This window comes from Enterobacter sp. S-33, from assembly GCF_028735835.1.
GTDB classification, from domain to species: domain Bacteria; phylum Pseudomonadota; class Gammaproteobacteria; order Enterobacterales; family Enterobacteriaceae; genus Enterobacter; species Enterobacter vonholyi.
Window position 1 is genome coordinate 2,061,270 of sequence record NZ_CP117838.1, and the last position, 11,830, is coordinate 2,073,099.

The following is an 11,830-nucleotide window of genomic DNA, read 5'->3' on the forward strand; positions in this document are numbered from 1 at the left end:
CGATGAAAAGCGTAGTGATTCAGCAGCCGAACGAACTGGTGATTGAAGAGCGGCCACGCCCGGAACCAGGCGCAGGCGAAGTGCGCGTCAAGATTAAACTGGCCGGGATTTGCGGTTCAGACAGCCACATCTACCGCGGGCATAACCCGTTTGCTAAGTACCCACGCGTAATTGGCCACGAGTTTTTTGGCGCGATCGACGCCGTGGGTGAGGGCGTTGATGCTGCCCGCCTGGGCCAGCGCGTCTCGGTTGACCCGGTGATCAGCTGCGGGCACTGCTACCCGTGCTCGGTGGGAAAACCGAACGTCTGTACCTCGCTGGTGGTGCTGGGCGTTCACCGTGACGGCGGCTTCAGCGAATATGCGGCAGTACCTGCACAAAATGCCTGGCCCATTCCGGATGACATTCCTGATAAACACGCCGTTATGGTGGAGCCCTTCACCATCGCCGCCAACGTGACGGGGCAGGCCAGTCCCACCGGGCAGGACGTCGCGCTGATTTACGGCGCAGGCCCGATGGGGCTGGTCACCGTGCAGGCGCTGAAAGGCGTCTATCAGGTGAAGCAGGTTATCGTGGTTGACCGCATAGACGAGCGCCTGGCGATGGCCCGGCGCAGCGGCGCGGATTGGGTCTTTAATAACGGCGAGCAGTCGCTGCAGGCCGCGCTGGACGAAAAGGGCATCAAACCGACGTTAATCATTGATGCCGCCTGCCATCCATCTATTTTGCAGGAAGCGATAACCCTGGCCTCTCCGGCGGCGCGCATCGTGCTGATGGGCTTTTCCAGCGAGCCGAGCCAGATTGTTCAGCAGGGCATCACCGGCAAAGAGCTGGCGATCTTCTCCTCACGCCTCAATGCCAATAAATTCCCGGTCGTCATCGACTGGCTGAAGAAGGGGCTGATCGACCCGGAAAAACTGATCACCCATACCTTTGACTATCACCATGTAACAGACGCCATCGAACTGTTTGAAAAAGACCAGCGGCAGTGCTGCAAGGTCTTACTGACGTTCGGTCAATAATCAAACACGCGGTTAAGAGCCTGCGCAGACAGGCTCTGGTGGTACGCATCTTACCTTTCAGAGATAGCCATTATGACGCAAGCACAACCTCAAAGAACCACCTCCGATCTGGTGAAAGCCGCCGTTTCCGGCTGGCTGGGCACCGCTCTGGAGTTTATGGACTTTCAGCTTTACTCGCTGGGGGCCGCCCTGGTCTTTCATGAGATCTTCTTCCCCGAACAGTCCGCCGCGATGGCGCTGATCCTGGCGATGGGGACCTACGGCGCAGGCTATATCGCACGCATTGTCGGCGCCTTTATCTTCGGCAGAATGGGCGACAGCATTGGCCGTAAGAAGGTGCTGTTCATCACCATCACCATGATGGGGATCTGCACCACGCTGATTGGCGTCCTGCCGACCTACGCGCAGATCGGGATTTTTGCCCCCGTGCTGCTGGTGACGCTGCGCATTATTCAGGGCCTGGGCGCCGGGGCGGAGATCTCCGGGGCGGGGACCATGCTGGCGGAGTACGCGCCGAAAGGAAAACGCGGCATCATCTCCTCGCTGGTGGCGATGGGCACGAACTGCGGGACGCTCAGCGCCACGGCGATCTGGGCGGTGATGTTCTTTGCTCTCGATCGTGAAGAGCTGATTGCCTGGGGCTGGCGCGTGCCGTTCCTCGCCAGCGTCGTGGTAATGATCTTCGCCATCTGGCTGCGTATGAATCTCAAGGAGAGCCCGGTCTTTGAGAAAGTAAACGATGCACAAAGCGTGCAGCCGGATACCTCGCTGGGTTCGATGGTGAAAAGCAAATCCTTCTGGCTGGCGACCGGCCTGCGGTTTGGTCAGGCGGGTAATTCGGGTCTGATCCAGACGTTCCTTGCCGGGTATCTGGTCCAGACGCTGCTGTTCGATAAGGCCATCCCGACCGATGCGCTGATGATCAGCTCCATTCTCGGGTTTATCTCCATCCCGCTGCTGGGCTGGCTTTCCGATAAAGTGGGGCGCCGTCTGCCGTATATTATCCTCAACATCTCCGCCATTCTGCTCGCCTACCCGATGCTGTCGATCATCGTCGATAAGAGCTATGCGCCGGGGACGATCATGCTCTCTATCATCGTTATCCATAACTTCGCCGTGCTGGGGCTGTTTGCTCTGGAAAATATCACTATGGCGGAGATGTTTGGCTCGCGAAATCGCTTTACGCGTATGGCCATCTCCAAAGAGGCGGGCGGTCTGGTGGCGGTGGGCTTTGGTCCGGTGCTGGCAGGGATCTTCTGCAATATGACCGGCTCCTGGTGGCCCATTGTTGCCATGCTGGTGGCCTATTCCGCGATTGGACTGGTCTCGGCGATCCTGATGCCGGAAGTGCGCGACCGTGATTTGAGCGCGGCGCATGACGCAGCCGAGTCTGCGCCAGAAGAGAGTGTGGGTTACGGCGCTGTCTCTTCGCGACGCTAGTGGTTTACAGCCTGCGCGACCTGTCACACAACTTTATTTTTATGTCACACCAGATGAGCAAAAGTTAATATATATCAAAAAATCAAACGGCAGTATCGGTATGGTTGATGGCAGTTCTCTTTTTACTACAGCTGCCATTCTAGTTGGTGTAGTCAGCAGGCGCTGCCGCTTCAGAAAGAGCGGCAGCGATCCACAGCTTTCTAATTAACGAGTCTTAATCATGGAAAACACGTTATTACAGGCCAACGCGACGCTGCCTCAGTACGATCGCGACAGCCTCAAACCACGCATTGTACATTTAGGCTTCGGCGCATTTCACCGGGCGCACCAGGCGGTGTACGCCGACATCCTTGCCGCTGAACACGGCAGCGACTGGGGCTATTGTGAAGTTAACCTGATTGGCGGCGAGCAGCAGATTGCCGATCTGGAGGCCCAGGATAATCTCTATACCGTGGCGGAGATGTCTGCCGATGCGTGGACTTCCCGCGTAGTTGGCGTAGTCAAAAAGGCGCTGCATGCGCAGGTTGACGGGCTGGAGACGGTGCTGGCGGCGATGTGCGAACCGCAGGTGGCGATTGTCTCGCTGACCATCACCGAGAAAGGGTACTGTCACTCACCGGCGACCGGGCAACTGATGCTCGATCATCCGTTTATCGTCGCAGACCTGCAAAACCCGCACCAGCCAAAATCCGCGCCGGGTGTCGTCGTGGAAGCGCTCGCGCGCCGTAAGGCGGCGGGTCTGCCGGCGTTTAGCGTGATGTCCTGCGACAACATGCCGGAGAACGGTCACGTGATGCGCAATGTCACCTGCGCGTACGCCCGAGCGGTAAACGCTGAACTGGCGGACTGGATTGAATCCCATGTCACCTTCCCGTCAACTATGGTGGATCGCATCGTGCCCGCGGTCACTCCCGATACGCTGGATAAAATCGAACGGCTGACCGGCGGGCGCGATCCGGCGGCGGTGGCCTGTGAACCGTTCCGTCAGTGGGTGATCGAAGATAACTTTGTGGCGGGTCGTCCTGCGTGGGAAAAAGCCGGAGCCGAGCTGGTGTCGGACGTGATCCCGTTTGAAGAGATGAAGCTGCGCATGCTCAACGGCAGCCACTCGTTCCTGGCGTACCTAGGCTATCTGGCGGGCTATCAGCATATCAACGACTGCATGGAAGATAAGAATTACCGTCTTGCCGCGCACGCGCTGATGCTCAACGAGCAGGCGCCCACGCTGAAGGTCAAAGGCGTCGATTTAAAACGTTATGCCGATCTCCTGATTGCCCGCTACAGCAACCCGGCCCTGCGCCATCGGACCTGGCAAATTGCGATGGACGGCAGCCAGAAGCTTCCGCAGCGCATGCTGGATTCCGTGCGCTGGCACCTGGTGCATCAGAAGCCTTTCCCGCTGCTTGCACTGGGCGTGGCAGGCTGGATGCGCTATGTCGGCGGGGTGGACGAGCAGGGCAACGCGATTGACGTAAGCGACCCGCAGCTGGCTGTGATTCAGGCGACGGTGAAGGGCAGTGCGGAAGGGGAAAGCCGGGTCAGGGCGCTGCTCGGCCTTGAAGCCATCTTTGGCAAGGAGTTACCGCGTGAAGCCGTCTTTGTTGACGCGGTGATGAAGGCCTACCTGACGCTGCTGCAAAAGGGAGCGAAAGCGACCGTGGAGCAGTACGTGTCTCAACGGTAATTCAGCACATGCCGCCGTGCGCGGCGGCATGTCCGCGCACCGTTTAGTGCATACCCAGGCGAATCAGCTCAATCGGTTCGAACTTACCTTCGCATCCTTCCACTTCAACCGTTTTGCTGCGGCGCACCTGCGCGGCATCCAGCCCGTCGCTGTGGATCGCTTTAATCACGCCAGTTTTGCCCGTGCCGCTAATCATGACGCGGCTGCCGGTGGTGATTGCATTGCGGTTACGGTCGTATGTCATCATGGTATTTTCTCCTCTCTAACCTTTTCGTTACGGCGTTATTTCAGGGTTGCCGTTCACGGAGCATATAAATACGCCTGTCTGCATCACATGTTTTTGTTTTTGATCAAACTCACACTTTTTTCTTTATTGTGCCGGGCGCTGACGGTTCACTACAGCAATTTACAAAGCAGACCGTTATTTTCATTAGCTGATAGTTTCAGCAGGGAAGCGTTGAGGGTTGGTTTATATTCCTGATGCCATTCTGGGTACAGGAAATAACCCTTTCATCGGAATAAGGAGTCAGGCTTATGTATAAGAAGATTTTGATGCCTGTTGATGTGTTTGAAATGGATTTGAGCGACAAAGCGGTTCGCCACGCGGCAAACCTTGCGAAGGCGGAGGGCGCCTCGATTACCCTGGTCAATATTCTGCCGGCCAGCAGCCGATCCCTGCTGCGTGGATTTAACGCCGATATTAAAAAGTTCGAAGAGTATATGACGGAGGAATCCGGTAAGAAGATGAACGCGTTAAAAAGACTTTTCGATATTTCGCCGGAGAAAATTGACAGCCTGGTTCGCTTTGGCAACGTCCGCGATGAAATCATCAGGCTGAGCAAAGAAGGGGAATATGACGCGATCGTCATCGGGTCGAAAAATCCGGGCATCAGCACCCATCTGCTGGGGTCAAATGCGGAATCTATCCTGCGCTATGCCACTATTCCGGTGTTAGTCGTTCGCTAAACCCATCGCCGCGTCCGAAAGGGGCGGCGAATATTACTCTTCGCTAAACCACTCGCTATTTTCCTGACGAATCAGCTGCACGGATTCGCTAATTTCCTGCAGATGCAGCGTCATCGCTTTTTCCACGCCGTCCGGGTCGCGTTTTTCCAGCGCGCTGAAAATATCATGATGCTGTCGAAGCAGCATTTCCGGCGGGGAGACGTGATCGAGGCTCATATAGCGCACGCGGTCAATGGTGGCCTTGATGTTCTCGATGGTATCCCAGGCCAGCTGGCAATCCGCAATCTGCGCCAGTTTCTGGTGGAATTCATCATCAAGCTGGAAGAAATCATTCAGCTGCTTACGGTCAATCGCAATCCGCTGCTGATGCAGGTTTTGCTCCAGCAGGTAACACTGGTTGTCGTTGATGAGCGTTGCGGCACGGCGCGCCACCGCGCACTCAATGGCCTGGCGAACAAAACAGCCGTTGCGCACCTGAGAGAGTGAAATTTTGTTCACATAGCTGCCGCGCTGCGGGCGGATCTGAATCAAACCGTTTTCCGCAAGCTTAATAAACGCTTCACGAACCGGCTGACGGGAAACGTCAAAACGCACGGACACCTCTTTTTCAGAAAGCGGCGTTCCCGGTGGGATCAGGCAATGGACAATATCACGTCGCAAAATGCGATAGATTTGCTGGTTTACGGGCTGGGTGGGGTTGAGTTGCGATTCAGCGGCCATGAGTTGTCATTTCTCAGAGAGTTAGCCCGAATATACTACCATTCTTTTATAGACCGAAACAGACCCGGCCCGCAGGCCGGGAAGGGCAGATTTAGCCACGATGGACGCTAAGTCCGGCAAAACTTTGGCTGACCGGCATCATTTCTACGGTATTGATGTTGACGTGTTTTGGCAGCGTCGCCACCCACCAGACCGTTTCGGTGACATCTTCCGGCGTCAGGGCGTTAGCGTTTTCGTAGGTTTTGTCTGCTTTCGCGTCATCTCCCTTGAAGCGCACGTTGGAAAACTCGGTGCCGCCCACGAGGCCCGGCTCGATGTCGGTGACGCGAATGGCGGTGCCGTGCAGATCGGTCCGCAGGTTAAGGCTGAACTGGCGCACAAACGCTTTCGTCGCGCCGTAGACGTTGCCGCCCGCATAAGGCCAGCTTCCGGCGGTGGAGCCGATATTGATAATGTGGCCGCGATTACGTTCAACCATGCCCGGCAGCACCGCGCGGGTCATATAGACCAGCCCTTTATTGTTGGTGTCGATCATGTTTTCCCAGTCTTCCACGCTGGCTTTATGGGCGGGCTCCATGCCCAGCGCCAGACCGGCATTGTTGACCAGCACGTCGATGGCGCGCCACTCGGCGGGCAGGTTAGCAATCATCTCTTCAATCGCCGCGCGGTTACGCACGTCCAGCTGCGCGGTCAGGATGCTGTCGCCTAATTCGTCCTTCAGCTCCTGCAGACGTTCCTGACGACGGCCGGTCGCAATAACCTTGTGCCCGTTGGCGACGAAGCGACGCGTGATGCTTTCACCAAAACCTGCCGTTGCCCCGGTAACTAAAATAATCATCTCACTGTTCCTCAACGCTTTTTGTGTTGTACTAACATAGCACGGCCGCAGAGGGTGCGTTAAGGCAACATTTGTATGACGGCGTTGCAGGGGATGGCGGCCTGGCCTACTCTGGGAGGATACCCGTACTCAGGAGCGAAAGATGACGGCCACGAATCCTTTTTTTGAAATCAGCCTGCTGCCTTACCAGGCACCCCATTTTGATAAGATCGACGACAGCCACTATCGTCCGGCCTTCGATGAAGCCCTTCGCCAGAAGCGGGCGGACATTAACGCTATTGTCTCTCAGGCCGCTGCGCCTGACTTCACGAACACCGTGCTGGCGCTGGAGAAAAGCGGCGCTTTGCTCGCGCGCGTCAGCAGCGTGTTCTTCGCCATGACTTCCGCGCACACCAATCCGTATTTACAGGAGCTGGAAGAACAGTTCTCCACCGAGCTTGCCGCGCTGGCAAACGATATCTGGCTGAATGACGTGCTGTTCGCCCGCGTGGAAAGCGTCTGGCTGAATGACGTGCTGTTCGCCCGCGTGGAAAGCGTCTGGCAGGACCGTGCCGCGCTGGACGCCGAATCCCGTCGTCTGGTCGAGGAGACGTATCAGCGGTTTATTCTGGCCGGTGCGCGTCTGAATGAGACGGAAAAGGCCGAGCTGAAGGCACTGAATACCGAGGCTGCCTCCCTGACCAGCCAGTTTAACCAGCGCCTGCTGGCTGCCGATAAAACGGGTGGGCTGGTGGTGGATTACGCGCACCAGCTTGACGGGCTCAGCGCCGGTGAAATCGCGGACGCCGCGCAGGCTGCCGCGGAGCGAGGGCTGAACGATCGCTGGCTGATCCCGCTTCTGAACACCACTCAGCAGCCCGCGCTTTCCGCGCTGCGCAATCGTCAGACCCGCGAAAACCTTTTCAACGCAGGCTGGACGCGCACCCAGAAAGGGGATGAAAACGACACTCGCGAGCTGATCCTTCGTCTGACGGCGCTGCGCGCGCGGCAAGCCCGCCTGCTGGGCTTTGAGGATTACGCCAGCTGGAGCATCGCCGATCAGATGGCGAAAACCCCGGCCGCCGCGCTGGAATTTATGCGCGGCATTGTGCCTGCCGCGCGCGCCCGCGCGGAACGCGAGCAGGCCGACATTCAGAAAGTCATTGACGATGAGCAGGGCGATTTCACCGTCCAGGCCTGGGACTGGGCGTTTTATGCCGAGCGCGTGCGCCAGGCAAAATATGCCCTCGATGAGTCGCAGATCAGGCCCTACTTTGCGCTCAATACCGTGCTGCAGGATGGCGTATTCTGGGCAGCCAGCCAGCTGTTTGGCATTCGCTTCGTTGAACGATTCGAAATCCCGGTATATCACCCGGACGTCCGCGTATGGGAAATTTTCGACCACACCGGTGAGGGCATGGCGCTGTTTTACGGTGACTTCTTTGCCCGTGATTCCAAACAGGGCGGGGCATGGATGGGGAATTTCGTCGAGCAATCCTTCGAGTTTGCTGCCCGTCCGGTTATCTACAACGTCTGTAACTACCAAAAACCGACGAATGGCGGGATCGCGCTTCTCTCGTGGGATGACGTGATCACCCTGTTCCACGAGTTTGGCCATACGCTGCACGGTCTTTTTGCCAGCCAGCGTTTCGCCACGCTTTCCGGCACCAATACGCCGCGTGATTTTGTTGAGTTCCCGTCGCAAATCAACGAGCACTGGGCCAGCCATCCACAGGTGTTTACCCATTATGCGCGCCATTACGAAACCGGGGAGCCGATGCCGGACGCTCTGCGGGAAAGCATGCTCAACGCGACCCATTTCAACAAGGGGTATGACATGACGGAGCTGCTGGCTGCCGCGCTGCTGGACATGAACTGGCACGGCATCGGCGAGGCCGTTTCGGACGTTGAAGGCTTTGAAGCGGCAGCGTTGAAAAAAGAAGGGCTGGATCTGCCCGCCGTACCGCCGCGCTACCGCAGCAGCTATTTTGCCCATATTTTCGGCGGCGGGTACGCGGCGGGGTATTACGCCTACCTGTGGACGCAGATGCTGGCGGATGATGGCTATCAATGGTTTGTCGAGCAGGGCGGCTTAACTCGTGAAAACGGGCAAAAATTCCGCGAGGCGATTTTGTCTCGTGGTAACAGCACGGATCTGGCTGAACTTTATCGCAGCTGGCGCGGGCGCGATCCGAAGATTGAACCGATGCTGGAGAATCGCGGGTTGAGCGAATAGCGACAGTTTCGTCAGAAAAAAGAGCCGGGCTTTACGCCCGGTTTTTTAATTTCATCTTGCTGGTAAATGCTTCAGCAAAAAAGTTTTAACAGGCATTCTTTATAAATAAAAAATGTGAGATTAAAACTCGCTTCTACCGGTATATATAATTTTCCAAGTGTAGTCTGTAAGTGAGTGAATAATTAATACTTTGATCTGGATTGTGAAAATAAAAAATCTTTTAACTGCGAATTTTTAGCTATAAATTTTTATTATTTTGTGCCGATAAATGAAAATGGCATAAGAATCGACGCAGTAGCAGTCAAGAAGGCGAAAGATGACCCTACCTCTGAACAATCCGGGCTTCACGGATACCGAGCCTTCTAAAGGCCTGATAAATAAAACTTTTAGCTATATAGTAACGTTGTTGATAAGTATTTTTATTGCAGCAATAATTTCCCTGCTCATAATAAAAGATAATGTTAATGAAATCAGCGACAAGCACGATGAATTTTTGCTAAGGAAGGCCCTGGATACCCGCCAGGAAAACATGCGAAGTCATTTGAAAGACAATGCCGAGTGGGGAGATGCCTACAAACATCTTCATCTGACCACTGACGTTCACTGGGCATGGGATAAGCAGAATCTGGGTAAGTCCCTGTATGACAACTTTGGCTACGAAGGGGTGTTTGTTCTCTCTCCGGAAGGGAGCACGCGATACAGCGTGGTTGACGGGAAACTGAAGCTTCAGGATCTGGAGCGCTGGTTAGACAAATCAACCAAAGACCGTTTACTGCGTGAGATAAGCATAAAAAATGGATTGCCGGTTTCTGTGCTAACGCTTATCAATTCGGTCCCGGCCATTGTTTCTGCTGAATGGATAACGACCGGCGATGATACGAGCGTGCAACCCTTACCGGGGAAACCTTCGACAATGGTGTTTATAGATAAGTTAACGGCTAAAAAATTCCTCACGATTGGGCAGGATGCCGGCATTCTGAATGTTCGTACCTCACCGGCTACAGTGACTTCTCAAATAAATAATCAGACGGAATTTACCTTAAGCACCCAGAATGGTGATGTGCAAATTATCTGGGACGGTGAAAATCCCGGCCAGGCGTTGATAATTTATTTTTTGCCATTACTCATTCTTTCAGTCGTTCTGACAGTATCAATGACGCTAATATTAATGCGTCATATTATGCACAAGGCGAGAATGCTTGACGAAAATAGCTTTCTCCTTGAGCAGGCGCGATTAAATCTAATTACGAGTGAAAAACGATTCCGGGACGTCAGTGAAACAACGAGCGACTGGTTCTGGGAAACAGATTTATCGTTAAAGATAACATGGCTGTCAGGTCGTTTTACTACAATAACGGGATATGAAAATAGCAAATGGATAGGCCGCAGCCTGGATGAACTCTTTCCGTCGACTAGCGGGTTATCACATGCCTGTGCCAGCCAGCGGGACTTAACTGAGCGCTTTGAATTTAAAAACTGTCCTTATACTCACGCGCATCAAACCACGTCATATTGCACGCTCCTGGCAAAATTTTCTGCTCAGCCTGATGGAACGGTGGTTTTGCGAGGCGCGGCAACCGATGTCTCTCAGGAAGTTGAAGCAACAAAACGTGTGGAGTTTCTGTCACGTCATGATGAATTAACCGGTCTGCCGAACCGCTATCATATTAAGGAATTTCTGGCAGGCCAGCTGGCTAAAGAAGACCTTAACCATTATCCCTTTGCCATGATTTGTCTCGATTTAGACAAGTTTAAACCCGTCAATGATATTTTTGGGCACTCTACTGGGGATGCTCTGCTCGGTGAGGTCGCTTCACGTCTTAAATATTGCGTTCGACGAGGTGATTTTGTCGCACGGCAGGGAGGTGATGAATTTATGATTCTCCTCGGCAACACCAGCCAGCAAGACCAGATTGAAGAGGTGTGTCGCCGTATTGTGCAAGAACTGAACCGACCGTTTTCCATTGAAGGGAATGAGGTAGCGATAGGTGTAAGCATGGGCATTGCACAGGCTCCCCGGGATAGCATCAGCGCAAACGATCTTCTACGCTATGCAGATATTGCGCTGTATCAGGCAAAGCAATCCGGCAGAAACCGATGGGTCTATTATCGCCCGGATATGTCGGAAAAGCTGACCGAACGCAGGAAACTGGAAGTAGAGCTGAAGACCGCGATTCGCGAAGAACAACTCTACCTGGTTTACCAGCCCCGTTATAACCTCCGGTATTCTAAAATAGAGGCCGTCGAAGCGCTGGTACGCTGGCAGCACCCGACTCGGGGGACCATAATGCCCGACCAGTTTATTCCGCTGGCAGAAGAAACCGGGCTTATTATTAGCCTGAGCAACTGGGTCATACGCAAAGCGTGTGCGGAAACGAAAGATAAATTGCCGGGATTATCGGTATCCGTAAATATTTCTGCTATCGAATTCCAGGCAAGCGATCTTGCTGAAAGGATAAAAGAGTTACTTCACGAAACAGGGCTTGAATCCAACCGGCTGGAAATAGAAGTGACGGAAAACGTAACGCTTTCCGATCCTGAAAAAACGCTGCAGACCATGAAGTCTCTCAAAAAAATGGGCGTCCGCATTCTGATTGACGATTTCGGAACCGGCTACGCCTCTCTGAGCTATCTGCGGAAGTTTCAGTTTGATGGGCTTAAGCTCGACAAGAGCTTTATTTTTACCCTGGGTGACTCGCCGCAGAACCAGTCAGTCGTGGAGAAAATTATCGACCTGGGGAAAGCCTATTCCATGGCGGTAACCGCAGAGGGGGTGGAGACCGTCGAACAGCTCTCTTTTCTTAAAGAAAATAAATGTGATGAGGTTCAGGGCTACCTGCTTGGAAAACCGGTCGCCATTACGGACTTAAATTTAAACGCAAGCAGAGTAAATCTCTAAATCGCGTTTTCACTCAGGGAAGCGTAACTGAAAAACCGGGCTTCTC

At 54.3% G+C, this 11,830-nt stretch carries 9 protein-coding genes; 6 read left to right on the top strand and 3 right to left on the bottom strand.

The window, feature by feature from the left end:
- The first annotated feature begins 2 nt into the window (after window positions 1-2).
- The 3 genes from PUP35_RS09785 (at window position 3) to PUP35_RS09795 (ending at window position 4,146) form a co-directional block, all read left to right on the top strand.
- A complete protein-coding gene (locus PUP35_RS09785; RefSeq protein ID WP_274243040.1) occupies window positions 3-1,022 on the top strand; it encodes a Zn-dependent oxidoreductase in 1,020 nt (339 codons plus the stop codon).
- Between the two features lie 72 nt (window positions 1,023-1,094).
- Window positions 1,095-2,462 (top strand): MFS transporter, encoded by a 1,368-nt coding sequence (locus tag PUP35_RS09790; RefSeq protein WP_045401182.1) that lies wholly within the window; start codon window positions 1,095-1,097, stop codon window positions 2,460-2,462.
- 220 nt (window positions 2,463-2,682) lie between these two features.
- Window positions 2,683-4,146 carry a mannitol dehydrogenase family protein gene (locus PUP35_RS09795; protein WP_274243041.1) on the top strand — a complete coding sequence of 488 codons (1,464 nt, stop codon included), beginning with the start codon at window positions 2,683-2,685 and terminating at the stop codon, window positions 4,144-4,146.
- Window positions 4,147-4,189: 43 nt separating this feature from the next.
- Here the strand turns inward: PUP35_RS09795 and ydfZ are convergent, their stop codons facing one another.
- On the bottom strand, window positions 4,190-4,393 hold the full coding sequence (ydfZ, locus tag PUP35_RS09800; RefSeq protein ID WP_014883679.1) for a putative selenium delivery protein YdfZ: 204 nt from the start codon (window positions 4,391-4,393) through the stop codon (window positions 4,190-4,192).
- Window positions 4,394-4,680: 287 nt separating this feature from the next.
- Between ydfZ and PUP35_RS09805 the strand changes: the two genes are divergently transcribed.
- A complete protein-coding gene (locus PUP35_RS09805; RefSeq protein ID WP_111965759.1) occupies window positions 4,681-5,112 on the top strand; it encodes a universal stress protein in 432 nt (143 codons plus the stop codon).
- Window positions 5,113-5,145: 33 nt separating this feature from the next.
- On the opposite strand, the gene PUP35_RS09810 is transcribed toward PUP35_RS09805, so the two are convergent.
- Together PUP35_RS09810 and ydfG are read right to left on the bottom strand one after the other, a co-directional pair.
- A complete protein-coding gene (locus PUP35_RS09810) occupies window positions 5,146-5,832 on the bottom strand; it encodes a GntR family transcriptional regulator (RefSeq protein ID WP_014883681.1) in 687 nt (228 codons plus the stop codon).
- Window positions 5,833-5,923: 91 nt separating this feature from the next.
- Complete coding sequence (gene ydfG / locus PUP35_RS09815; protein WP_023292548.1) at window positions 5,924-6,670, bottom strand: bifunctional NADP-dependent 3-hydroxy acid dehydrogenase/3-hydroxypropionate dehydrogenase YdfG; 747 nt, start codon at window positions 6,668-6,670, stop codon at window positions 5,924-5,926.
- A 142-nt stretch (window positions 6,671-6,812) separates the two neighbouring features.
- Here ydfG and dcp point away from each other — a divergent pair, with 142 nt between their 5' ends.
- Together dcp and PUP35_RS09825 are read left to right on the top strand one after the other, a co-directional pair.
- A complete protein-coding gene (dcp, locus tag PUP35_RS09820) occupies window positions 6,813-8,885 on the top strand; it encodes a peptidyl-dipeptidase Dcp (protein ID WP_274243042.1) in 2,073 nt (690 codons plus the stop codon).
- 316 nt (window positions 8,886-9,201) lie between these two features.
- On the top strand, window positions 9,202-11,784 hold the full coding sequence (locus PUP35_RS09825; RefSeq protein WP_274243043.1) for a bifunctional diguanylate cyclase/phosphodiesterase: 2,583 nt from the start codon (window positions 9,202-9,204) through the stop codon (window positions 11,782-11,784).
- The last annotated feature ends 46 nt before the right edge of the window (window positions 11,785-11,830 follow it).

Bases quoted from the DNA above. Each gene is read 5' to 3' on its own strand.
- PUP35_RS09785 (WP_274243040.1), top strand. From the start codon at position 3: ATGAAAAGCGTAGTGATTCAGCAGCCGAACGAACTGGTGATTGAAGAG.
- PUP35_RS09790 (WP_045401182.1), top strand. From the start codon at position 1,095: ATGACGCAAGCACAACCTCAAAGAACCACCTCCGATCTGGTGAAAGCC.
- PUP35_RS09795 (WP_274243041.1), top strand. From the start codon at position 2,683: ATGGAAAACACGTTATTACAGGCCAACGCGACGCTGCCTCAGTACGAT.
- ydfZ (WP_014883679.1), bottom strand. From the start codon at position 4,393: ATGATGACATACGACCGTAACCGCAATGCAATCACCACCGGCAGCCGC.
- PUP35_RS09805 (WP_111965759.1), top strand. From the start codon at position 4,681: ATGTATAAGAAGATTTTGATGCCTGTTGATGTGTTTGAAATGGATTTG.
- PUP35_RS09810 (WP_014883681.1), bottom strand. From the start codon at position 5,832: ATGGCCGCTGAATCGCAACTCAACCCCACCCAGCCCGTAAACCAGCAA.
- ydfG (WP_023292548.1), bottom strand. From the start codon at position 6,670: ATGATTATTTTAGTTACCGGGGCAACGGCAGGTTTTGGTGAAAGCATC.
- dcp (WP_274243042.1), top strand. From the start codon at position 6,813: ATGACGGCCACGAATCCTTTTTTTGAAATCAGCCTGCTGCCTTACCAG.
- PUP35_RS09825 (WP_274243043.1), top strand. From the start codon at position 9,202: ATGACCCTACCTCTGAACAATCCGGGCTTCACGGATACCGAGCCTTCT.